Source organism: Methylosinus sp. shoA (genome assembly GCF_059718125.1).
Map to the genome: position 1 here is coordinate 2391285 of NZ_AP046091.1, position 22734 is coordinate 2414018.

The 22734-nt window shown below is 63.4% G+C and carries 19 protein-coding genes and 4 pseudogenes; 11 read left to right on the forward strand and 12 right to left on the reverse strand.

Annotation, left to right across the window (positions count from 1 at the left end):
- Positions 1 to 60 precede the first annotated feature (60 nt).
- Both hcp and AC6IW9_RS10805 read right to left on the reverse strand, forming a co-directional pair.
- Positions 61 to 1725: a hydroxylamine reductase gene (gene hcp / locus AC6IW9_RS10800; RefSeq protein ID WP_497763775.1), complete on the reverse strand. Its 1665-nt coding sequence runs from the start codon at positions 1723 to 1725 to the stop codon at positions 61 to 63.
- A 135-nt stretch (positions 1726 to 1860) separates the two neighbouring features.
- On the reverse strand, positions 1861 to 2295 hold the full coding sequence (locus AC6IW9_RS10805) for an Rrf2 family transcriptional regulator (protein ID WP_497763776.1): 435 nt from the start codon (positions 2293 to 2295) through the stop codon (positions 1861 to 1863).
- Between the two features lie 650 nt (positions 2296 to 2945).
- Here AC6IW9_RS10805 and AC6IW9_RS10810 point away from each other — a divergent pair.
- The 3 genes from AC6IW9_RS10810 (at position 2946) to arsB (ending at position 5113) form a co-directional block, all read left to right on the forward strand.
- Positions 2946 to 3311: an ArsR/SmtB family transcription factor gene (locus AC6IW9_RS10810; RefSeq protein WP_497763777.1), complete on the forward strand. Its 366-nt coding sequence runs from the start codon at positions 2946 to 2948 to the stop codon at positions 3309 to 3311.
- A 189-nt stretch (positions 3312 to 3500) separates the two neighbouring features.
- Positions 3501 to 4022 (forward strand): arsenate reductase ArsC, encoded by a 522-nt coding sequence (locus tag AC6IW9_RS10815; RefSeq protein ID WP_497763780.1) that lies wholly within the window; start codon positions 3501 to 3503, stop codon positions 4020 to 4022.
- A gap of 50 nt (positions 4023 to 4072) precedes the next feature.
- Positions 4073 to 5113 (forward strand): ACR3 family arsenite efflux transporter, encoded by a 1041-nt coding sequence (arsB, locus tag AC6IW9_RS10820; RefSeq protein ID WP_497772494.1) that lies wholly within the window; start codon positions 4073 to 4075, stop codon positions 5111 to 5113.
- A 141-nt stretch (positions 5114 to 5254) separates the two neighbouring features.
- Here the strand turns inward: arsB and AC6IW9_RS10825 are convergent, their stop codons facing one another.
- The 3 genes from AC6IW9_RS10825 to AC6IW9_RS10835 all read right to left on the reverse strand — a co-directional run bounded on the left by AC6IW9_RS10825 (position 5255) and on the right by AC6IW9_RS10835 (position 9598).
- Positions 5255 to 6361, reverse strand: a complete 1107-nt coding sequence (locus tag AC6IW9_RS10825) for an alpha-hydroxy acid oxidase (RefSeq protein WP_497763781.1) — start codon at positions 6359 to 6361, stop codon at positions 5255 to 5257.
- A gap of 2 nt (positions 6362 to 6363) precedes the next feature.
- Entirely contained in the window at positions 6364 to 7044 is a 681-nt protein-coding gene (locus tag AC6IW9_RS10830) for a Fe2+-dependent dioxygenase (protein ID WP_497763782.1), read from the reverse strand.
- A 112-nt stretch (positions 7045 to 7156) separates the two neighbouring features.
- Positions 7157 to 9598, reverse strand: coding sequence for a TonB-dependent receptor (locus AC6IW9_RS10835; protein WP_497763783.1), 2442 nt, complete (start codon positions 9596 to 9598; stop codon positions 7157 to 7159).
- A gap of 300 nt (positions 9599 to 9898) precedes the next feature.
- Between AC6IW9_RS10835 and AC6IW9_RS10840 the strand changes: the two are divergent.
- The 3 genes and pseudogenes from AC6IW9_RS10840 to AC6IW9_RS10850 form a co-directional block, all read left to right on the forward strand.
- Positions 9899 to 10031, forward strand: a pseudogene (locus AC6IW9_RS10840) (type IV secretion system DNA-binding domain-containing protein); the annotation flags it as partial.
- A 447-nt stretch (positions 10032 to 10478) separates the two neighbouring features.
- A complete protein-coding gene (locus AC6IW9_RS10845; RefSeq protein WP_497763784.1) occupies positions 10479 to 11585 on the forward strand; it encodes a fatty acid desaturase in 1107 nt (368 codons plus the stop codon).
- Positions 11575 to 12405 (forward strand): phosphate/phosphite/phosphonate ABC transporter substrate-binding protein, encoded by an 831-nt coding sequence (locus AC6IW9_RS10850; RefSeq protein ID WP_497763785.1) that lies wholly within the window; start codon positions 11575 to 11577, stop codon positions 12403 to 12405. Before AC6IW9_RS10845 ends, AC6IW9_RS10850 begins: the two co-directional genes overlap by 11 nt.
- Positions 12406 to 12600: 195 nt before the next feature.
- On the opposite strand, the gene AC6IW9_RS10855 is transcribed toward AC6IW9_RS10850, so the two are convergent.
- The 3 genes from AC6IW9_RS10855 to tnpB form a co-directional block, all read right to left on the reverse strand.
- Positions 12601 to 13077 (reverse strand): transposase family protein, encoded by a 477-nt coding sequence (locus AC6IW9_RS10855; protein ID WP_497763786.1) that lies wholly within the window; start codon positions 13075 to 13077, stop codon positions 12601 to 12603.
- Complete coding sequence (locus tag AC6IW9_RS10860; protein WP_497763787.1) at positions 13013 to 13849, reverse strand: IS701 family transposase; 837 nt, start codon at positions 13847 to 13849, stop codon at positions 13013 to 13015. Before AC6IW9_RS10860 ends, AC6IW9_RS10855 begins: the two co-directional genes overlap by 65 nt.
- A gap of 82 nt (positions 13850 to 13931) precedes the next feature.
- A complete protein-coding gene (gene tnpB / locus AC6IW9_RS10865) occupies positions 13932 to 14060 on the reverse strand; it encodes an IS66 family insertion sequence element accessory protein TnpB (RefSeq protein WP_497763788.1) in 129 nt (42 codons plus the stop codon).
- 201 nt (positions 14061 to 14261) lie between these two features.
- On the opposite strand from tnpB, the pseudogene AC6IW9_RS10870 reads away from it, so the two are divergent.
- The 4 genes and pseudogenes from AC6IW9_RS10870 to AC6IW9_RS10885 all read left to right on the forward strand — a co-directional run.
- Positions 14262 to 15201: pseudogene (locus AC6IW9_RS10870) on the forward strand (Mu transposase domain-containing protein); the annotation flags it as partial.
- Positions 15134 to 15880 carry an IS21-like element helper ATPase IstB gene (gene istB, locus AC6IW9_RS10875; RefSeq protein WP_497763790.1) on the forward strand — a complete coding sequence of 249 codons (747 nt, stop codon included), beginning with the start codon at positions 15134 to 15136 and terminating at the stop codon, positions 15878 to 15880. The pseudogene AC6IW9_RS10870 and the gene istB, both read left to right, overlap by 68 nt.
- A 278-nt stretch (positions 15881 to 16158) precedes the next feature.
- Positions 16159 to 16895: pseudogene (locus AC6IW9_RS10880) on the forward strand (IS5 family transposase).
- A gap of 21 nt (positions 16896 to 16916) precedes the next feature.
- A pseudogene (locus tag AC6IW9_RS10885) lies at positions 16917 to 17138 on the forward strand (hypothetical protein); the annotation flags it as partial.
- Between the two features lie 113 nt (positions 17139 to 17251).
- Here AC6IW9_RS10885 and AC6IW9_RS10890 read toward each other — a convergent pair.
- On the reverse strand, positions 17252 to 17473 hold the full coding sequence (locus tag AC6IW9_RS10890; RefSeq protein WP_497772592.1) for a hypothetical protein: 222 nt from the start codon (positions 17471 to 17473) through the stop codon (positions 17252 to 17254).
- A 231-nt stretch (positions 17474 to 17704) separates the two neighbouring features.
- Here AC6IW9_RS10890 and AC6IW9_RS10895 point away from each other — a divergent pair, with 231 nt between their 5' ends.
- The gene (locus AC6IW9_RS10895) at positions 17705 to 18865 is read left to right on the forward strand and encodes an ISAs1 family transposase (RefSeq protein ID WP_497763791.1); all 1161 of its coding nucleotides are present in this window, start codon (positions 17705 to 17707) and stop codon (positions 18863 to 18865) included.
- A 290-nt stretch (positions 18866 to 19155) separates the two neighbouring features.
- On the opposite strand, the gene AC6IW9_RS10900 is transcribed toward AC6IW9_RS10895, so the two are convergent.
- Genes AC6IW9_RS10900 through AC6IW9_RS10910 form a run of 3 tightly spaced genes read right to left on the reverse strand, consistent with a single transcriptional unit; the run spans position 19156 to position 22685 of the window.
- Positions 19156 to 20343, reverse strand: a complete 1188-nt coding sequence (locus tag AC6IW9_RS10900; RefSeq protein WP_497763792.1) for a serine hydrolase domain-containing protein — start codon at positions 20341 to 20343, stop codon at positions 19156 to 19158.
- Entirely contained in the window at positions 20340 to 21329 is a 990-nt protein-coding gene (locus AC6IW9_RS10905) for an alpha/beta fold hydrolase (protein ID WP_497763793.1), read from the reverse strand. Before AC6IW9_RS10905 ends, AC6IW9_RS10900 begins: the two co-directional genes overlap by 4 nt.
- Positions 21330 to 21371: 42 nt before the next feature.
- The gene (locus AC6IW9_RS10910; protein ID WP_497763794.1) at positions 21372 to 22685 is read right to left on the reverse strand and encodes a DUF763 domain-containing protein; all 1314 of its coding nucleotides are present in this window, start codon (positions 22683 to 22685) and stop codon (positions 21372 to 21374) included.
- Positions 22686 to 22734 lie beyond the last annotated feature (49 nt).

The window sequence follows — 22734 nt, forward strand, 5'->3', positions numbered from 1 at the left end:
ATTTCGGCGCGGCGTCGCCCGGGCGCAAAAGGGCGTCCGGGCGGCTTGCGTTCTATGATGTCAGGCGGCGCGGGCGAGCGAAGCTTCGATGTCGGCCTCGGCGTCGCCGATCGGCAGGACGCCGAATTTCTCGACGAGCACATCGACGAGCGCCGGCGTCAGAAAGGCCGGCAATGTCGGGCCGAGACGCACATTGCGCACGCCGAGCGCGAGCAGGGTCAGCAGCACGGCGGCGGCCTTCTGCTCGAACCAGGAGACGATCAGCGACAGCGGAAGCTCATTGACGCCGACGCCGAAGGCCTCCGCGAGTTTTGTCGCGACGACGAGCGCCGAATAGGCGTCGTTGCACTGGCCCATGTCGAGAAGACGGGGCAGGCCGCCGATCGTCCCGAAGTCATGCTTGTTGAAACGATACTTGCCGCATCCGAGCGTCAGCAGCACCGTGTCCTTCGGCGCATGTTCGGCGAAGTCGGCGTAATAATTGCGGCCCGGCGCCGCTCCATCGCAGCCGCCGATCAGGAAGAAGTGCCGGATGGCGCCGGCCTTCACCGCCTCGATGATCTTGTCCGCGGCGCCGAGCACCGCGTCGCGGCCGAAGCCGACGGTGATCGTCTGTTCCGCCGCATCTTCCGCGAAGCCCGGCAAGGCCAGCGCCGCCTGCGCGACGATCGAGAAATCGCCGTCGGCGATGTGGCGAACGCCCGGCCAGCCCACGGGGCCGCTGGTGAAGATGCGGCCGCGGTAGCGCGGCTGCGGCTCGATCAGACAGTTGGAGGTCATGACGATCGGGCCGGGGAACTCGGCGAATTCCTTCTGCTGATCCTGCCAGGCGCCGCCGTAATTGCCGGCGAGATGCGGATAGGCCTTGAGCCTGGGATAGGAATGCGCCGGCAGCAGCTCGCCGTGGGTGTAGACGTCGATCCCCTTGTCCTTGGTCGCCTCCAGGATCGCGGCGAGATCCTTCAAATCGTGGCCCGACACGAGTATCGCCTTGCCTCTCCTCGGCGTTGTCCGCACCTGCGTCGGCTCGGGCGTTCCGAAATTGCCGGTGTTGGCGGCGTCGAGCGCCTCCATGGCCGTGAAATTGGCGCGGCCGAGCGCCAGCGCCTCATCGAGTAGTAGGCCGATGTCTTCGGGTTCGCCGGCGAGAAGATCGAGCGCGCGTTCGACGGCCTCGTAGACGGCGTCGCGCTCCTCTCCGAGCACTTCCGCGTGATGCGCATAGGCGCAGGCGCCCTTGAGCCCGTAGAGAACGAGCGAGCGCACCCCCACGACGTCCTCGCCGAGAGCGGCGGCGTCTTTTCTGATCGCGGCCTCCCCGGCCTGGGCGAGCAGGCCGTTCAGGTCCTCGGCGGGAACGAAAGTCGCAGGTCCTGTCAAAGTCTCGGGACACTTCGCCGCCGCCAGCGCGGCTTCTTCATAGAGCGTCCTCGCGCGGTCGCGGAGTCTCGCGGCCTGCCGGATGAGTTCGACGAACTTGCCGGCGTTGAAGTTGACATTGGTCAGCGTGGTGAAGAAGGCGTAGAGAATGAAGCGGTTCGCTTCGACATCCGTCGCGCCGAGAGCGCGCGCGCGATGCAGATATTGGCCGATCCCCTCGCATATGTGCAGCAGGATGTCCTGCAGATCGGAGGTCGTGGCGTCCTTGCCGCACATGCCCTTCGGACCGGCGCAGCCCGCGCCTTCATCCGAACGATAGGTCTGCTCGCATTGATAACAGAACATCTGCGCGTCCCCTCTTCGTTGCAATGATCTGCGGCGCAGCTGGTGCGCCGCGCTAAATTAGGTATCAGAAATACTGATTATGCGCAAAAAAAATGGAGAGGGCCGGGCCTTTCGAAAAAGCGCGCGCGGCGGCGCTCAGTCGACCGCCTCCGAAGCGGGCAGAGGGCTTTTCGTTTCAAGACAATCGCTGATCGTGAAGCGATCGAGCTCGCGCAGGAATCCCTGCTTTGCGCCGGCCAACATGCCCTTCAGGCGGCAGCGCGGCAAAAGAGCGCAGTCGTTCCATCCCTCTTTAAAGCAATCGACGAGCGCCTCGTCCCGGTCGAGGCAGCGCACGACGTCGCCGATGCGGATCTCGCGGGGATCTCGCGTCAGCCGCACGCCGCCCTGGGCGCCGCGGATTCCCTCGACATAGCCGCCGGCGGCCAGCTCCTGCAGCACCTTGGCCATATGGTGACGGGAGACATGGAAATGATCGGCGATCGCAGCGGCGCTCAAGATCTCCCCTTTCCGATCCGCCAGGAGGATCAGCGCGCGCAGCCCGAAATCGGTGAAGCTGGTCAGTTTCATGGAACCACGCTATCACGGTATCAAAAACTCTGAAATAGACATGCCGCAGGCTCGAACATTGCCGCGCCCGGCGCACACATCATCGAAATCTGCTCGGCCGATCACGGAGCCGTCGCCTCGAACCAGCGCCCGCAGATCGCCGAGATCAGCGCGAGTATGAAATCGGCGTGCGCGTCGGCGCCGCCCATCTTCGCCGGGCCGACGTTGCCGGTGTTTCCACGCGTTTCGCCCGGCTACGACAGCCGCCGGACCGATATCGAGCCACGTCGCACGCGACGAGGATAATGTGATTTTCTGCCGCGCGGGCGTATCCCGGGCGACCGCACGCCTGCCGAACTTCGAGCATCTCTCGGCCCGTCATGTCATCCGAATTTTCGGCGCGGAGCGCGATAGCCGGCCCGGCGGCTGCTCGACAAGGCGCTCGGAAGGGGGCGGACGGCGGACGTGGGTGCAGGAAAACCGCCGCCGCCGTTTTCACGAAGGCGGAGGGAGTCGAAAAAACTCGCTTCTGGGAAAGATGCGGAGGAAGGGGGCCAGCCGAAAATAGGGCCTACGAAATCCGATCCTCGGTGCGAACCGGAAATCGACCATCGCACAAGTCGCGCTCGCGAGCCCGTTGACCGCATTGTCATTTCAATTATAATGGAAATATGGAAAAGAACGGAGCCATCGCGGCGCTCACCGCCCTCGCGCATGAAACCCGCCTCGATATCTTCCGTCTGCTCATGCAGGCGGGGCCGAGCGGCTTGCCTGCGGGACAAATCGGCGAGCGGCTTTCGCTCCCGCCCGCTACTCTGTCTTTCCATCTGAGCCAATTGAAGCACGCCGGTCTCGTGACCTTCCGGCGCGAGGGCCGCTCGCTGATCTATTCGGCCGCCTATCCGGTCATGAACGCTCTGCTCGCCTATCTGACCGAGAATTGCTGCCGCGGCGACGCCGCCGCCTGCGGCTCTTCGCCTTCGACCTGTCAGCCAGAGGAACGCAATGAAACGCCTGCGCGCGCACCTGTCCGTTGAAGACCCCGATCGATCCGCACGCTTCTACAGCGCGCTGTTCGGGATGACGCCGAGCGTCTCCAAGGCCGACTATGCGAAACGGCTCGACGATCCGCGCGTGAGTTTCGCGATCTCGGCGCGGGGCCGCTGTCCGTCGAAACCTTCGCTGACGAAAACGCATCCCGCTGCGGATCGTGAGGAGCCTTTCCGATGAACGAGCGCGTCTATAATGTGCTGTTTCTCTGCACCGGAAACACCGCCCGCTCCATCCTCGCCGAAAGCATATTGCGCAAGGAAGACCGGGGGCGTTTTGTCGCCTTCTCCGCCGGGAGTCGCCCCAAGGGCGTCGTCGATCCCTTCGCGATCAGAACGCTCGAAGCCTTCGGCTATCCGACCGACGGCCTGCGGTCGAAGAGCTGGGACGAATTCGTCGGCGCGGAGGCGCCGAAAATGGATTTCGTCTTCACCGTCTGCGACAATGCGGCGGGCGAGGCCTGCCCTTATTGGCCGGGGCAGCCGACGACTGCGAATTGGGGCATCGAGGATCCCGCAGCCGTCGAAGGAAGCGACATCGAAAAGGAGCGCGCCTTCAATCTCGCCTTCCGCTATCTGCGCAATCGCATCATCCAATTCACCGCGCTGCCGATCGGGAGCCTCGACCGGCTCACTTTGACAAATCGCCTGCGCGAAATCGGCGAGGGCGAAGGCGCGACCATGCAAAAGGCGGATTAGCGATGAGTGAAGCGACGACTTCCGAAACACTCGCGCCGCCCGCCCCGGCGATGGGGCTGTTCGAGCGCTGGCTCACTCTGTGGGTCGCGCTCTGCATCGTGGCGGGCGTCATGCTCGGCCAGCTCATGCCCGGCGCCTTCCATCTCATCGGCGCGACGACGGTCGCGCAGGTCAATCTGCCGGTCGCCGCGCTGGTCTGGCTGATGATCGTGCCCATGCTGCTGAAGATCGATCCGGCGGCGCTCGGCCGAGTGAAGGAACATTGGCGCGGGATCGCAGTGACCGTCGGGATCAACTGGCTGGTGAAACCCTTCTCCATGGCCCTGCTCGGCTGGCTGTTCATCGCGCATCTGTTCAGGCCCTTTCTGCCTGCCGATCAGATCGACGCCTATATCGCCGGACTGATCCTGCTGGCGGCGGCGCCTTGCACGGCGATGGTGTTCGTCTGGTCGAATCTCGTCGAGGGCGAGCCACATTTCACTCTGTCGCAAGTCGCGCTCAATGACACGATCATGCTCGTCGCCTTTGCGCCCATCGTCGCGCTTCTGCTCGGCCTCTCCTCCATCACGGCGCCCTGGAGCACGTTGACATTGTCGGTCGTCCTCTACATCGCCGCGCCGGCGACCGCCGCGCAATTATGGCGGCGGGCTCTGCTCGCGCGCGGCGGCGCGCCCGCGCTGCAAGAAGCGCTTCGAAAGCTCGGGCCGCTGTCGCTCGCCGCATTGCTGCTGACGCTCGTCATTCTGTTCGGCTTGCAAGGAGAAGAGATCGTCGCCCAGCCGCTCGTCATCGCTCTGCTCGCCGCTCCGATCCTGGTTCAGGTCTATTTCAACGCCGGCTTCGCCTATCTGCTGAACCGGGCGCTCGGCGTCGAATGGTGTGTCGCCGGGCCTTCGGCGCTGATCGGCGCGAGCAATTTTTTCGAGCTCGCGGTCGCGACGGCGATAGCCCTGTTCGGCTTCGGGTCCGGCGCGGCGCTGGCGACGGTCGTCGGCGTGCTCGTCGAGGTTCCTGTCATGCTCTCTGTCGTCCATATCGTGCGCCGCTCGCGCGGATGGTATGAAGGAGGCGATTCCGCCATGCGCGCCTAGGGCTTCCGCGTCCTTCGGCCAGAGCGCGGCGTCGGTCTGGCGCGCAGGAAATGCGCGAAAGATGCGAAGCCTTTCGCCTCGGGGCCATGGCCGCTGCGTGCAGCTGTCCGTCGGGCAAGCGCTCACCCGCTGTCGGCGCTGTCAGCGCCGAAGGGATGCGACAGAAATGGCCGCGAGATGTGGGCAACCGGTCAGCGCCATCGTCATTTCGAGCTCGGCGCGCAGAATATGCAGGACATGCGAGACGCCGATCGCTCCGGCCGCCGCGAGCCCATAAACATAAGGGCGCCCGATCAGCACCGCGTCGGCGCCGAGCGCCAGCGCCTTGAACGCGTCGGATCCGCGGCGTATGCCGCCGTCGAGCAGCAGGATCACGCGCCGGCCGACCGCCCCGGCGATCTCGGGCAGGACCTCGATGGTGGCCGGCTGTGCGTCGAGCGTGCGGCCGCCATGGTTGGAGACGATGACGCCATCCATGCCGACCTCCACGGCGCGGTGCGCGTCCTCCGCCGTCATGACGCCCTTCAAGAGCATCGGCAACGTCGTCGCCGCGCGGAGCCGCTCGATGTCCCGCCACGTGGGCGCCGCGGCGAGCAAGGGCCCGCCGAACAGAACCGGCTGGCCTGGCGCGCCCGCCTGCGCCGGCGCCGGCTTCATGCCCCGCAGATTGACGGCCTCGACGCCCGAAGGCAGCGAGAAGCCCGCGCGCTGTTCGCGGTTGCGCAGCCCGCTGACCGGCGCGTCCGCCGTCACGACCAACGCCTTGTATCCCGCCGCTTCCGCGCGCCGCGCCAGCGCATGGGTGAAATCTCTGTCGGGCTGGATGTAGAGCTGAAACCATAAAGGCGCGGCGGCGCCGCGCGCGATGTCTTCGAGCGGCGTTCCCGCTTGGGCGCTCACCACCATTCCCGTCCCCATCGCCGAGGCGGCGAGCGCGGCCGCTCGTTCGCCTTCGGGATGGACCATCGTCTGATAGGCGACGGGCGCGAGAAGGATCGGAAAGGCGAAAGTCGCACCGAACATCTCGAGCCGCGTGTCGCCGCCGCTCAGATCCTGCAGGATTCGCGTGCGCAGCGACAGGCGTCGGAAGGCCGCGCAATTCTCCTGCAGCGTCGTTTCATCCGCCGCGCCGCCGGCGATATAGGCCCAGACCGGCTCGGTCACTCTCTCGCGCGCGAGCGGCTCGTAATCCGCGACGCTGGCGACGGTCGGCGGAATCTGATCCAGCTTGGCGAGAGGGGCCTTCATGATCAAGTGTCCGCCCACTCGCGCAGCAGATTGTGATAGAGCGCCGTGAGGCGGGTCGCCGCAGGATGATCCGGATCTCGACCCGCCAGCGACTGGATCGTGTCATCGAGCTCGAGCAGCATCACGCGGCGTCGGTCCTCGCGCACGAGGCTCTGAATCCAGAAGAAGGCTGCGAAACGCACGCCGCGAGTGACCGGCGCGACATGATGGACGGCGCCGGAGGAGTAGAGGATCATATGGCCGGCCGGCAGCTTGACGCGATGCGGCGCGAACTCGCCCTGCACCGTCAGTTCCCCTCCGTCATAGTCCTCGGGATCGCTGAGAAACAACGTGGCCGACAGATCGCCGCGAATGCGGATGGGCGTGTCGGGCACGCCGAACACGGCGCTGTCGACATGATCGCCGTAAAAGCCCTCGTCGGCGTAGCGGTTGAAGCGCGGCGGCACGAGCTTCGCCGGAAGCGCGGCGGCGACGAAGCGGCTCGCGGCGGCGAGACGCTCGAGCAGAAGCGAGCCGAGCTCTGCGGCGAGCGGATCGTCGTCGGCGAGCTGTTCGTTGCGCTTGACGCGCGAGGCGAGCGCGCCGGCGGTGCGGCGTCCCTCGGCCCAACGCGCCTGCTCCAGCTTTCGCCGGCAGCGGCGCGCTTCGGCCGCCGAGAGCACGTCGGGAATCGCCACCATCATCGCCGCCTGTCTCCGATCGGCCCTCGTTCCGCCTCGACGAGATAGTTCTACGACAGAATGCGGGTCGCGCAAACGGCGCGGCGGCGGGACAGGTCGCCCGCCGCCGATCGGCTCAAAAGCGGAAGTTCATGCTCAGGCGGAAAGCGCGCGACGTGCCGAGAATGGCGCGTTGCGCGGCCCAGTTCGTCGCGATGACGTGCTTCCTGTCGCCGACATTGTCGACATTGAGGTTGAGATAGACGTCCTTATAGACCTCGGCGGAGGTCATCAGATTGAAGACGACGTAATCGGGCAGCTTGCCGAACACGCCGTTTGGAATGATGCGGATGGCCTCGTCCGGCCGACCCGCCCAGGAAGAACCGACATATTGAACGCCGCCGCCGACTGTGAAGATCGTATCGGGGATGTGATAGGTCGTCCAAAGGTTGCCGGAGACGTTGGGCGTGAACGCGAGCTGATTGCCGTTCGTTCCGTTACGGAAGCCGACCGGATAGTCGCCCGGCTGCGCCGCCATGCGCGCGAGATCGAGGAAGAGGCTGTGGGACCGCTCGGTCTCCATCAGCAGGAAGCCGCCGAAAACCTTCCAGTCGTCGGTCACATTGCCGGCGAGTCCGAGCTCGAGGCCGCGCGCGATCTGCTCCCCATATCCTTTGAGATCGATCGACTGCCCCGCGAGACAGCCGGCCGGCGGCGGACCGCCGAAACATCCCGTGATCGGGACGCGCTGCGTCGTGTAGAACAGAGCCGCCGTCGCCGACAGGCGCTTGTCGAACAAATCCCATTTTGCGCCGAGCTCGTAGTTCGCGATGCGAACCGGATCGGCGCCGGCCACGAGGCCGGGCAGCGCGTCGTCGCCGTCGCGCGATATGTCCGGATTGGAGAGCAGCGTCGCGCCCGGCGGACGATTCGAGAAGCTGACCGCAGCGTAGAGGCTCGCCTCCTCGACGGGCTTGAAGACGACGCCGACCTTGCCGCCGACGGTCGTCGCCGACGATCGGAAATTGTCGAGACTGCCGATGGGCGCGCCGTTCAGCCCCTTGCTCTCGACTCGGAAGCGATAATCTTCGACGCGAATTCCGCCGACGATCATCCACTGCGGGTCGAGACGGATCGAATCATAGGCGTAGCCTGCGATCGTCTCGATCTCGATGCCGTTGCTGCTGGTCGCGGTCGGAAGGTCTTGCAGGCGGTGCGGATCGGGGTGGAACACGCTGGTGAACGCGCTCGTTGTCGTGAAACGATCGGCGCCGGAGTGCTCGTAAGTGTATTCGACGCCGGCCGAGACCTTGTGCTCGATATCGCCGGTGTGAAACTCGGCGCGCAGATTTGTGAGATTGGTCAGCGTCGTGTTGGTGCGGTCATAGGCTTGGTTCTGCGTCGTCACCAGGCCCGTGGCGGCCGTATAGGCCGTCGGCACGGTGTAGCTCGCGAAACGATGGACCTGCGCCCAACGGGTCTGGTTGCCGACCGTGATATGCGGCGCAATGTCATATTCGATGCGCGCCACGGCGGAGTTGGCGTCGACATTGTCGTAGTCCCGCGCGAGGCCGTAGAATTTGTCGCGCGGCGCGCCGAGGGCGACCGGGTCCGTGCGGAACATTCGGGACGCGGAGGCCGCCGGAATGCCCCAGTCGGGCAGATCGCGCCTCTCCTGGTGCTCATAGCCGAATGTGATCCTGAAATCCGTTCCGAGACCATAGGTGATCGAGGGCGCTATGCCCCAGGGCCGCGCCAGCGCGACCTCGCGACCCGGCACGCCGCTGTTCTCCACCATGGCGTTGAGGCGGATGGCGGCGCCGGGCGCCACTACATAATTGGCGTCCACCGAGCCGCGCCTGCGCGATTCGGAATTATATTCATCGAAACCGAACCAGGCCTCGCCCGAGACGAAGTTCGCCAGTATCGGCGTCTTCGTCACGAGATTGACGTAGCCGCCGGCGCTGCCGCGGCCGTTGTCGGCCGCCGGTCCCTTGAAGACCTCGACGCGCTCCAGATTGAACACGTCGCGCGAGTAATTGCCGTTGTCGCGCGAATTGTCGATGAACACGTCGCTAGTGGTGCTGAAGCCGCGCAGCTTGAAGGCGTTCGTCGTGGTGGAGAAGCCGTTCTCGCCGGAATCGAAGGTGATGCCCGGCGTGTTGCGCAGCACGTCGGTGAGCGTGCGCGCCCCCGTCTCGCGCATGATCGCCTGCGGGACGACGGTGACGGACTGCGGCGTGTCAAGCAAGGGCTCGACGAATTTGGGCGACTCGACCCGCTTCGCCGTATAGGGCGCGGCGGCGCCGAAGGCCGGCGGCGCATCGGAGGATTCGCCCTCCGCGCCCACGGAGATGGCGGGGGTGGGCGCCGCGACCGGCGCGGCGGCGCGTCGACGCGCGGAAGGAGCCCGGCGGACGACACGCGGCGTCGCGACGGCGACCGGGCGCGTCGCGTGTCTGGCCGAACGCTTCTTCTCGTCCGGCGCGTCGACCCTCACGGCCGGCAAGGGCTCGGTTTCGGACTGCGCCCATGCCGTCTCCACTTCGCAGGATGCGAGAGCGGCGGCAAGCGTCATGACCGTGGCCGAGGCGCCACCGCCGACCGTCATTCCGACGTGAGGAGTGCGTGTCTCCTCGAAAGACGATCGCCTTTTCATATTCATAGCGCAGACCCCCGGCTATGTTGGAAACATTCCAGACATATGCTGGAAACACTTAGTTAATCCTCTTAGGGGTGCGCGCGTGTCAACGTTTCGAGCGTCACATCGGAATTGTTACAAAAAGAAACGAGGCCAGCTGTATAGTTCCGGAGTGAGCTGGGTCGGATCATTTTTGAAGCGATCGGGCTCGGTTTTCCAGATTTTGCAGGCGTATTCGTCGCAGATCGCAAGAACATACTCATCGTGGGCGGCATCGACCGGCAAGACGACGCTCGCCAAGGCGCTGCTCGCCGAGATCGCACATACGTCCGATCGTATGGTGCTGATCGAGGATACGCGCGAGCTGCAAAGCGTGATCGCGGCGCAGGGGCATAAGGCTGCGCGGGAATTAGCCAAACGGATCGAAGTCTGCGATGAGTCGATCCCACGGAGCATCTGCGAGGCGTTGGCCCCGCGGGCTCTATCAATTGCGCAAGCTCGACGAAGCCGTCGATAAAATCGACCGATCCTTGATGAGACAAGTCAAAGGACCGCGCTCGCGAACCATAGCAATGCTTTCGCCGTGCCAAATTAACAGACGCGCTGGATCGCCAATTTGCGCCCAATCATTAAAATGACAAAGTCCATCGATTTGCTATTAAAATCCTGATGCGCCGTATCGAGAGCGGCGCGCTCCAGGAGCAGGCTGACAGCGCCGCGCGAGCAATCCGGGAAGCAGGCTTTCTGCAAAACCTCACCACTGGCTCATCGCTACAGCGAAATGGCCTGCGGGTCACATCGCCATGACAGGGGAGACATGTGCTTGACAGATTCGCACTTCATTCCAGGCCATGAAGGCGAAATTGGCGCTGACAAATCCGGAGTCGGCTCGGTGGGAGCGGCGCAAGGCCTGATGCTCGCCATTGCCGGAGATACGGCTTCCAACTCGTGGTTCGAGCGGCATGAAGGGCCGACGCTCCTGGTTGCGGCGGCGATTTATGCCGGCTGGCTATTGCTGCTCGCTTCTCATGATTACGTTCCTTGGTGGATCACGGCTCCGCTGGCGGGCTACGTCGTGCAATGGCATTCCTCTTTGCAGCACGAGGCGATTCACGGCATGCGGGGAATACCGAAGTGGCTGCGTCGCGCGCTCGTCTGGGCGCCGATCGGGGTGTGGTATCCTTTCGAACTCTATCGGAGGTCGCATTCGCAGCACCACCGCAACCGCCATATCACCTATCCAGGGGAGGATCCAGAATCTTTCTATAACAAGGAAGAGGACTGGAAAGAGCATGGCGATCTGTGGAGGTGGCTTCTCACAGTCAACCAGACATTCTCGGGAAGGCTGTTTATCGGTCCTTTCCTGCAAATGCCGCGCCTTTTCATTGCGGAAGTCGGCAAAATAATCGCCGGCGACACTGCAAATGCCGGCATATGGTTTCGCCACTGCATCGGCTTAGCCTTGATGCTGCTGCTCGTGACGCGAGTATTCGAGATGTCCGTTTTGTCGTACCTCGTAGAATTCATCTATAGTGGTTTTGTTTTCGGCATGATGCGCAGCTTCACCGAGCACCGCTGGGGCGAGCGGCCGAGCGAACGGACTGCAGTGGTCGAATCGAACTGGGTGTTCGGTCTTCTGTTTCTATGGAACAACCTCCACGCCGTTCACCATCTGTTTCCGACGTTATCATGGTGGAAATTACCTCGTGTCTGGCGCCGGCATCGTGAGCGCATTCAGGCGCACAACGGCGGCTTTGTGTTTCGAGGTTATGGTGAGATCGCACGGCGATGGCTCACCACGCCGAATTTCATCCCGATTCATCCGCCCGGCCTCGCCAGCAAGAATTCGTTGTCTGATGCGGCTGTGCTCGAACCCGGTTTTGCAAAGCAACCGCGCATCACGTTGGGTACGCATGCGACGTGATGCAGCAGGTTCGTTGCGGCGGACAGCCAGCCTGCCGATGTACTGTCTTCCCGAGATGGCCGCCGCTAATGCCGCCCTCTGGACGGCCCTGCAGCTCGGCCTTTGCGCCAAGGGCGTCGAAACCGCCGACATCGAGTTGTATAGCGGATGTGCAGCTCCGGAGGGCATCGGGCCGGGGGTATTCTTTACCCAGATGTGCGGCTATCCGCTGTTCAAGCATTACCGCGACAAAGGACGCGTTCTCGGAACGCCGCATTATTCGACCCCTGGATGCGTGGGATCCACTCATCGCGCCTTCTTCATGGTCAGAAGCGATGATCCCGCCGAATGCCTGGAAGATATGCGCGGGCGGATATTCGGGTGCAACAGCTCAATGTCGAACTCCGGAATGAACTTGCCGCGACTGTCGCTCGCGCGGATTGCTGGCGGAAAACCCTTCTTTTCCTCCGTGTTCATGACCGGTGGACATGTCGCGAGTCTCGAACGCCTCGACGAGAGCAGCATCGACATCTGCTCGATCGACAGTGTGACCTGGGGATTTTTCAAGAAGTTCCGCCCCGTCGACTCCGAACGATACCGGATTCTCGACGAGACCGTATCCAGCCCGTCATTACCATATGTGACTGCGGTGAACACGAGCGAATCCGATGCGGCAGCTATTGCCGAGACATTGCATGAGATTATGGACGATCCACAGACAGCCGACATACGCGCAGCATTGGAGCTCGCTGGCCTTTCCACGCCCGATGTCGACGCCTACGAACGTCTGACGGAATTCGAGCGCGAAGCCGCCGATCTCGGCTTTCCCGAAATAAAATAAGCAAAAGTAGCCGAATTTTGAGCAAATATCTTGCGCGCTTGAACTAGCATTACAGTTGCTTTTTGAGATGAGCACGCCTTGCTTCGGCTTGATGTGCTCGTCGCCATAACGACCATGCTATGACGAACTCGGGACGAATTCGTTTTCGTGCGAGGCGCGTGGCGATGCGTCGGATTTCCTGCATCGACCAACGGATCAGTTCGCCGTCGATCGAGGCCGCGCGGTTTTTGTCGTCACTGCGCGCCGGATCTTTTTTGGGGGCGACGCAGCCGATGCATTGGCGTGAACGCGGATCGTCGCCATCATGGCGAAGGCCAGCATGACGAGCGAGACATGACGTCGCCATCCGTGCCATGAACGCGTTTCGTTGTGATCGAGGCCCAGCTCGTTTTTGGCGGTTTCGAAACTGTCCTCGATCGCCCAACGATGGCCTTCGATTTTCGCCAGCGCTTCGATCGTCGTTCCACTCGGAGCCCATGTCGTGAAGAAGGCGAGATCGCCGTCGACGATCTTGCGACGGATCAGCAGTCCGCGCGTCCAGACCTGGCCGTCGAGCGCCTCGTCGTATTCGCCGCCGGCGAGATCGGCAAGCTCGAGATAGGCCCAATCATGCAGCCGCTCGCCTTTCGTTCCAGCGCCGGCCGAAAGACGCTTCCAAGCGGACAGCGGCAAGCGGTCGGCGATTTCTTTCGCCGTGCCCGCGACGGCGTTCGGCTTGCCCCAGGAGTAGAACGTGTCGTTGGACTTCACACAGCACATAGCCTTTGCCAGCTCGCCGCAGCGCCATCTCTATGTCGACGACGCCATAGACCGTGTCGGCGGTGACGAAGGAGAACGGAACATTCGCCGCGATCGCGCGCTCGATCATGGCGAGCGCCAACGCCGGCTTGGTCGCGAAGCCGCCATTGGCGCGATTGATCAATTCCTGCGGAACATGCGCTTTCGCCATGCGCGTTTTGTCGTCCGTCCAGCTCTTCGGCAGATAGAGCTCGCGGTCGATGAAGGCATGGCCGCGACCCGAAACATAGCAAGTGAACACGCCGATCTGGCAGTTCGTGACCTTTCCTGCCGAGCCCGTGTATTGCCGCGAGACGCCGCAGGACGCTTTGCCTTGTTTCAGAAAGCCGGTCTCGTCGATGACGAGAACCGCATCGTCGTCGGCCAACGTCTCCAGCGCATAGTCGCGCACGATGTCGCGCAACGCATCCGCATCCCAACGTCCGCGGCCCAGAATGGCCTGTTGACGCCATGGCCCCGGATCGCCGGCTGCTTCCGCCCGCATCCAACCTGTCTTGCGCCGCTCTTCGCCGAGCAGACCGTCGAGGAAATCCTCCGCCGATCGCGCCACGCGGTCTTGCGTGAACAACGGACGCATCCAACGTTTCACGTCACGCAGCGACGACGCCCACAACTCAAGGGTCGTCTCGATCGAAGCTCCCGACATCCCATGATCCCCGAACCGAATCATGGCGACCCAGTGAGTCAGAAATCGTCGAAATACACAACTGTAATGGTAGGGTCCGGACTCATAACCCGCCATTGGGATTGCGGCGCAGCGTCTCCTGAGCGATCAGCGCCAGGCTCGCATAGCCCTTGCGCATGTCGGTATGGCCAGTGACGAGCCAGACCCGCGCGTCCACGGAGACCGGGATCATCGCCGCAACGCCTTGATCATGCGCGCCAAGGCCGACGTATCGACGTCGGCGCTGACCACGATTCTCTTGCCCATGGAAAGCGTGATCTCTATTCGACCGTAGTCTCGGACGCCGACGAGAGCGCCATGGCGGGCGGCGCCGCGATCGTCACCGGCAAAATGGCACGAGGCTCGCTCGGCTCGCCGGCGGCGAACCGCCGCCAAGGAGCGCAAATTCAATCGTCGCTTCGCGCAAATGTGCAGCCACCATCTCGTCGAGCCGGTCGCCTGCACGCCGGCGTCCGGCTGGGAGAAAGGCCAGGTCGAAAATCAGGTCGGCCTGGCGCGGGAACGGTTCTTCACGCCGCGCCTGCGGTTCAAGACCTATGACGATATGAACGCATGGCTTCTCGATAAATGCGTCGCCTACGCCAAGGCGCATCCGCATCCGGAGATCGCGGACAAGACAATCTGGGAGGCATTCGAGGAAGAGCGCCCGAAGCTCGTCCCGCCGCGCGGGCGGTTCGACGGATTCCACGAGTTGACGGCGTCGGTGTCGAAGATCTGTCTCGTGCGCTTCGACAACAATAAATACTCGGTCAATGCGAGCGCCGTCGGCGCCCCGGTCGAGATCCACGCCTACGCCGACCGCATCGTCTTCCGCCAAAAAGGGCGGGTGGTCGCCGAACATGCTCGGGCTTTTGGGCGCGGCGCGACGATATTCGATCCCTGGCATTATGTGCCGGTTCTCGCGCGCAAGCCCGGCGCGCTGCGGAACGGCGCGCCGTTCAAGGATTGGGTGTTGCCGGGAGCGATCGAGCGCGTGCGGCGCAAGCTCGCCGGCAGCGACGATGGCGATCGCCAGATGGTCGAGATTCTGGCCGCCGTCGTCGACGACGGATTGACCGCCGTGGAGGCCGCCTGCGCCGAGGCGATGAGCCAAGGCGTTCATTCCGCCGACGTCATTCTCGACATTCTCGCCCGCCGGCGCGAGCCGCCGCCTCCGCCGACGATCCCGACGCCCGAGTCGTTGACGCTGCTGCACATGCCGCTCGCCGACTGCGCCCGCTATGATCAATTGAGGAGAACAGCCTGATGGAACGCGCCAAGCTCTTCGATCTCATGGGAGAGCTCGAGCTCTTCGGAATGAGGAACGCCTATGACGAAGTGATGTCGAGCGGCATAAAGAGGCAGCATGAGCCGCCGCGCATCGTCGGCGATCTTCTCGAGGCGGAAATCGACGAAAAGCATGCGCGCTCCATCAAATATCAGATGACGATCAAATATCAGATGACGATCGCCAAGCTGCCGCTGGCGAAGGACATCGCCGACTTCCGGTTCGACGGGACGCCGATCAATGAAGCGCTGGTGCGCGATCTCTCGAACGGCGGCTTTCTCGACCAACAACGTAATTGCGTTCTCGTCGGCGGAACCGGCACGGGGAAGACTCATCTTTCGATAGCGATCGCCAGAAATTGCATCCGTGCTGGAAAACGCGGCCGATTCTTCAACACCGTCGAGCTCGTCACCAGGCTCGAGACCGAAGCGCGAGGAGGCCGTCAGGGACGCTTTGCGGAATATCTCACCAAAATGGACTTCATCATTCTCGACGAGCTCGGCTATCTGCCCTTCGCGCAATCGGGCGGACAATTGCTCTTCCATCTGATCAGCCGGCTCTACGAACGAACCTCGATCATCGTCACCACCAATCTCGCCTTTGGCGAATGGCCGAGCGTGTTCGGCGACGCGAAAATGACCAGCGCGCTGCTCGATCCCCTCACTCACCATTGCGACATCGCCGAAACCGGCAATGAAAGCTGGCGCTTCAAGAACCGCGCCTGACGCTCCCGATCATATCGCCACCTGGAACGCACTCGCCCCGGCTGCGTTATCCCGCCAGCTCCGCCGGGGCGAGCGCTCGCGTTCCGCCCTACGAAAATGGGGGTCAATTTTGAACGCCGATCGGGGGTCAATTTTGGATGCCGATCGACACTCGATATCGCTCGCCAAGCGCATTTGGCTCTAAGGTCTGTAGACATTCGAGTAGGAAGGGGATTCCCGCAAGGCTGAAATTTTGATTCAAGGCTGAAAAATGGAGGTTAGCCTTGATTCGCTTGGCATTGAAGGATGAGCAATGGGAAACGATAGCGCCGCTGCTTCCTGGCAAGGCAGGCGATCCGGGCCGTAGCGGCGAAGACAATCGTCTGTTCTTGGAGGGGGTGTTGTGGATCGCCCGTACCGGTTCACCCTGGCGTGATTTGCCCGATTGTTTCGGCAAGTGGTCCTCGGTGTGGAAACGCTTCCGCCGCTGGGCGTTGAAGGATGTCTTCGATCAGATTTTTATGGCGCTCTCGGGCGATCCTGATTTTGAATATGCGATGATCGACGGCACAATCATCAAAGTTCACCGGCACGGAACCGGCGCAAAAGGGGGACTCAAAGTCAGGCCATCGGCCGCTCGCGCGGCGGGCTGACGACGAAAATCGTCCTTTTGGTCGATGCTTTGGGCTATCTGGCGCGCTTCATCCTGTTACCGGGGCAGCGCCATGACAGCGTCGGCGTTGCGCCCTTGATCGAGGATGTCGACGTTGCCGCGCTCATTGCCGACAAAGCCTTCGATAACAACGCCCTGCGTCTGCGATTGAAGCAGCAAGGCGCTCTCGCCGTCATCCCTTCCAAAGCTGATCGCAAACAGCTTATCCCGCATGACGCCGAAATGTACAAATGGCGCCATCTGGTCGAGAACTGCATCCAACGCCTGAAGGAGTGGCGGCGCATCGCAACCCGCTACGATAAAACCGACGCCAGCTTTGCTGCTTTTGTCCAACTCTCCGCCGCATTGCACGCAATCGCCTAAATGTCTACAGACCCTAGAGCAATGGGAGTCCGCGCTCGAATATATCGAAGCGAGTCTTGTCGCAAACGATCAGCAGGACGGACGCCTCGGGACATCGCCGTCGATCGGCAGAATCGCGCCAATGTGCTTTCGAAGCTGAAACGCTATGACGAGGCGAAAGCCGAGCTCGAAACATGCCTTGATATTTTTGCGGACGATCCTGGCCGACGGGCTACGGTCCTGGGCTCGCTCGCGAACCTTTACGGCGGCATCGACGACATCGGACAGGCCATCGCGCAGCAACGTCGCGCCTCGGCTTTGCGCGACATTTTGCCCGATCCGAGCGAGCGCGCCCAATCACACGATAATCTGAGCGTCTACCTGATCTCGGCGAGCCTTTGCGCCTGCTCCTGCCTGTTGTCGCAATGGCGGGCGAGCCAGACTCTCGTATCGAACAGCCGGTCGAGATGGAAGCGAAGAGGCTCGCGATCGAAGTCGATCCTGCGATGGCCGATCTGCCGGCCGAACCGGTCTTTCAATGTGAGATCGGCGGTCGAACGCCCGGCCGGAACGACAGTGAGCTGAAAATCGACATCCATGATGTGGCTCGGACACAATGGCGCCGAAGCCCCATCGGCGGACAAGGGCTCCGATGCTGGAAGACTCGCCTCGTTCACAAAGATACGAGGTTTTTGAATGTGAGCAGCCGAGTCATATGCGTCAAGACGATGGCGGTAAAATCACAGGGCGATCGGGTGAAGAAGTAGGTGACAGATCGCTTTCGTGCTGAATCAGTCGACCTCCTGTGGTTCGGGCAGGAGGTCAGGTCGATGGACGAGAGCGGGTCGGATTGCGCGGCTTTGGCCGAGACGACGGTGCTCCTGCACTATTTCAACGACATGCCGGACGAACGGCAGCCCGGCAAGGTGATGTATCCGCTCGACGAGATCTTGCTCTTGTGCCTGCTCGCCGTGCTGGCCGGGGCGGAGGCCTTCACCGACATCGCGCGGTTCGGCGAGAAGAAGCTCGATCTTTTGCGTCGCTTCCGGCCTTTCAAAAACGGCGCGCCGGCGCATGATCACCTCGGCGACATCTTCGCCACGCTCGACGCCGAGGCGTTCCAGCGCTGCTTTGTCGCCTGGACCGCCGCGCTGACCAAGGCGCCCGCCGATGTCATCGCCATCGACGGCAAGACCTCGCGCCGGTCCGGGGCGAAGAAGAGCTCCAAGCAGCCGATCCACATGGTCTCCGCTTTCGCCGCCAGCCAGCGTCTGGTCCTGGGGCAGGTCGCCGTGGCGGAAAAATCCAACGAGATCGTCGCCATTCCCGCGCTCTTGGACATGATGGCGATCGAAGGCGCCGTCGTGACCATCGACGCGATGGGCTGCCAGCACGCCATCGCCAAGAAGATCAAGGACAAGAAGGCCGATTACATCATTGCGCTCAAAGGCAATCAGGGAACGCTCCATGAAGACGTAAAGCTGTTCGCCGCCGAGCAGAAAGCCAATGGATTCGGGGACGCCACGGTCAGCCGCCACGAGACGCTCGACGGCGAGCATGGCCGCATCGAGACGCGTCGCTATACGGCGTTCCACGACATCGGTTGGCTGAAAGAGAGACACGATTGGCCGAGGCTCGAAGGCGTGGTCCTCGAAGGCGTGGTCATGGTCGAGAGCCGGCGTGAGATCGACGGCGAGAGCACGCAGGAAACGAGGTTCTACATTACCTCGTCGACGCTCGCCGCCGCTCTGGCCGGCCCGATGATCCGCGATCACTGGGCGATCGAGAACAGCCTGCGCTGGGTCCTGGACATGGTCTTCCGCGACGACGAATGCCGCGTGCGAACCGAAAACGCCCCGGCAAATTTCACCACGCTCGAGCACATGGCCAATAATCTGATCCGCAAAGCGCCCGGAAAAGACTCCCAGCGCCTCGAGCGAATGACCGCCGCCTGGGACGACGAATTCCTCGCAAGCCTCGTCGCAGCCTGAAAATCCTTCACCCGATTCCCCTGGGTAAAATCACGCCTTCGCTGATACAGAGAGTCTCAGAGCGGGGACTTCACGTAACACAGCTCTGCGTCGATGCCGGTGGCGTCGAGATACAGAGAGTCTCAGAGCGGGGACTTCACGTAACGCGCTGCTGGCCCGAAAGGCCAGAAGCGCGCCCGAGACGCACATCAATTCGGACTCGGGCGCCGGGCCCGCTCTGCCGGACGTCATGATGGCTGCGTCATGTGCCGGAAAATCGGAGCATCCTGGCGCGGATTCGCGGATCGATTTCAGCCGAGCGAGGGCATCGCCGTTCTGAGCGCTGCGTCTCGTGGATCGAACGGTAAGGACGCGCCCATGCGATTGGTGACATAGGCGTATCCGATCCCGGCTCGCGGATCGGCGAAACCAAAGGAGCCGCCCGCTCCGGGATGTCCGAAGGAGCCCGGATGGCCGAACGGCGCGGTCGGGCCGGGCTTGGCGAAGCCGAGCGAGAAATAAATCTCACCCCCGAGGCACTCGTCGAAAAAGCCGTGCTCGGGCGCGATCGGCGGCGCCATCAGCAGTCGTAGGGTCTCGGGGCGCAGCTGCAATTCTCTCCCTCCGGTCGCGAAAGCTCCATAGGCGCGCGCGATTGCCCGCGCCGTCCCGACGCCTCCGCCCGAAGGAACTTCGAGGTCGCGCGCATAGATGCGCTCCTCGTCCAGGCAGATCGTTGCTCCCGGGTTGGTGACGAGCGCCCGGTAGATGTTCGAGCGAGGGTAGAGCGTCGCCAAGCTCAACCGGATCGGAAAACCGCGGAGCCGCTCGAGAACGCTCGGGCTTTCCAGGATGGCGAGCCGAGAATTGGGAATCGCCTCGGGCAAACGAATATACAGTTCGAGCCCGAGCGGCGCGGCGATCTCGTCCTGGAAGAATTGCCCGAGGCTGCGGTGGAGCGGATCGATCCGGCGCAACAATTCGCCTTCATAGAAGCCGAGACTGATGGCGTGATAGGCCTGCCGTTCTCCTGGCTTCCAGGCTGGCGTCTGGCGGGCGAGAACGAGCGCCAATCGATCGAGATCGGCGACAATCTGCCGATCGACCGGCTCGTCGAACGCGAACAGACCGGCTTGATGCGCCAGGAGGTGCCGGACAGTGATCTTCTCCTTGCCGTGCTGGGCGAACTCCGGCCAGTAGGCGCACACACGCTCTTCGTAATCGAGCCAACCTCGGGAATGCGCGAGCGCGAGCGTCATCGTGGCGAGGCCCTTGGTCGCGGAGTGCACGATCACCATCGTGTCCTCCTCCCAGGGTTCGCCGGTCGCCTTGTCGCGAATCCCGCCCCAGAGGTCGACCACCTTTTCTCCCTGGCGGTAAATGCAGCAGGCTGCGCCGAGCTCTCGCCTGCGGGAGAAATTCTCGAGAAACGCGTCGCGGACAGGCTCGAAGCCCTCCGCGACATGGCCGTGAATTTCGGCTCTGGAAACGGCTGTCATGGCGCGCCTTCCGATCGACGGGGAGCCGCCGCCGCGGACGTGGCCGGATCAGCCTTCCGCAGAAAAGCGTCGATGCGGGCGAACAAATCGTCATTTCGGCCGACCCAGACATGCCCGCCCGCGGAATAGATGACGAGTTCGGCGCCCGAGACGCTGCTCGCTATGTGCCGCGCCGCGGGGGCCGTTTCGAAGCGGTCGTCCTCCAGCGAGGCGACGAAGGTCGGCGCGACGATCCGCCTGAGCTCCATCGGCGTCGGATCGCCCGCGAGGATTCCGTCGTTCAGCAGGCCTTTCACCCTCGAGCCGATCGGCTGAATATCCCGAAGGATGGACCGGACGCGCGCCTGCTCCTCGGGTGTGATGGAATGCACGAGGACCGGATCGGTCGCGAGAAGCGCGCCGATCATTGCGTCCTCGGCTACTACCTGCCCGAGCCAGAAGAGGAATTCGGACCTGAGGCCATGCTCGATGATCGCCCGGGCGAGCGCATTGGGGGGCCGCGCCGGAGGATGGTCCGGCGCATAGGCCGCGGGAACGATCGCCGCGAGGGCGCTGCAACGATCCGGATGCCGGATGGCGAACTGCAAGGCTGACAATGCTCCGGCCGACCCTCCGATCACGGGACAACGGGCGACGCCGAGTTCGTCCAGGAGATCGACGAAGGCGTCCGCCTGATTCTCCGACGACGGCGTTTCCGGAAAAGCCGAGCGTAGATATCCGAAACGCGACGGCGCGATGACCGTCCATCCGGCGCTCGCCAAGGGCGCGGCGAATGCGAGCCCCTGGCCGAATCCCCCGCCCGTTCCATGAATCACGAGGCAAGGCGGCCCAAAGCCCGCGGTCGCATATTCCATTGCGCCGAAACGGCCTTCGAAGACAGCGCTGCCCGTGCTGACGCGCGAGCGCGCTCGCGCGATTTCCGTGGAGAACAGGCGCCACGCGTGGCCGCCGATCGCTGCGCGGGCGGCGGCCAATCCGAATGACAAGACGCCGCGCCGTTGAATCTGCATCGACCGTGACCCACGCGTTCAAATTCTATTTCGATTCGCGGCTCGTGTTCCCTTGCGGACCGCTTCGGTCCGCCGCCCGGCCGCAGGCCGATCAGTGTCGCCGGCGGGAGCCGGCTCGAATCCGAACACGCTCCGGCCGGCGTATTCATGCGAGCGCCGCATCTCCTGCGCGACGAATTCCGGCAGCGACGGACCCGTGACGCTCGGTTCGATGCGCCTCGCCTGCTCGTCGAGCCGTCGAAGCGCCTCAAGCCTGTCCTCGTTTCCGAGCTTGGCCCTTGCGACCGCGCTCTTCAGGACGTCGATCGTCTTGTCGTATACATCGAGCGGAACCGGAAAGGGATGCCGGTCCTTGCCGCCGTGAGCGAGCGAGAAGCGCGCCGGATCGGCGAAGCGGCAAGGGGCGCCATGCACAACCTCCGCCACCATGGCGAGCGACCGAACCGTGCGGGCGCCGACGCCCGGCGCGAGCAGCAGATCAGCGAAGTCTTTCGGTCCGCGATCCGCCGCGGCCGCGAGCGCGCCATGCAGCCGGCGCAGCATCACATCCTTCGGGCGCACGTCGTGATGGGCGGGCATGACGAGATGCGGAAGCAAGGGCTGCGCGGACGGAGCGTCGGTTTTCCCCTCGATCGCGGCCGTCTCGCGAACGATCCCGTCCGGCCCGAGATCGCGCAGAAGATCGAGTTGACGCAGACGCGACGTCTGCGCCCTGCGGTCGGTCAGATTGACGATCTCGCCCTGGTTTTCGCCGTCGATCGCCGTGTGCGGCGCCTCGACGAAGTCCTTCAGCCCTTCCGAGAGCCAATGATAGCGGCGGGCGAATCGCGTCTCGCCGTTCATGCCCTGCTGAACGACGACCCATTTGCCGTCGTCCGTCACGATGAAGCCATGCAGATAGAGATCGAAACCGTCCTGCACGGCGGCGCTGTCGATTTTGGCGACCAGCCGGCTGGCCTGCGCGAGTGCGTCTCCATCGAAGCCGACGCGCTCGCCGATGGCCGTCAATTCCACCGGCGTCTGGAGGGAATGCCGGCCGCGGCCGCCGCAGACATGGACGCCGAGTTCGCCCGAGAGCGGCGCGAGACCACGTTTGAGCGCGCCGATCACGCTGGTGGTGACGCCCGAGGAATGCCAGTCCATTCCCATGACGGCGCCGAAGGACTGGAACCAGAAAGGATGGGCGAGACGACGCAGCAATTCGTCGCGGCCGTAATGATGTGCGATCGCTTCGGCGATCACCGCGCCGAGGCTCGCCATGCGCCGGCCGAGCCATGCGGGAACCCGGCCGTTGTGAAGAGGCAGATCGGCGCTGCCCGCTCGTCGAGCCATGAAGCCTCCAGAAGCGGATCGACGATCAAAATGCGCCGGCGCCGGCCGG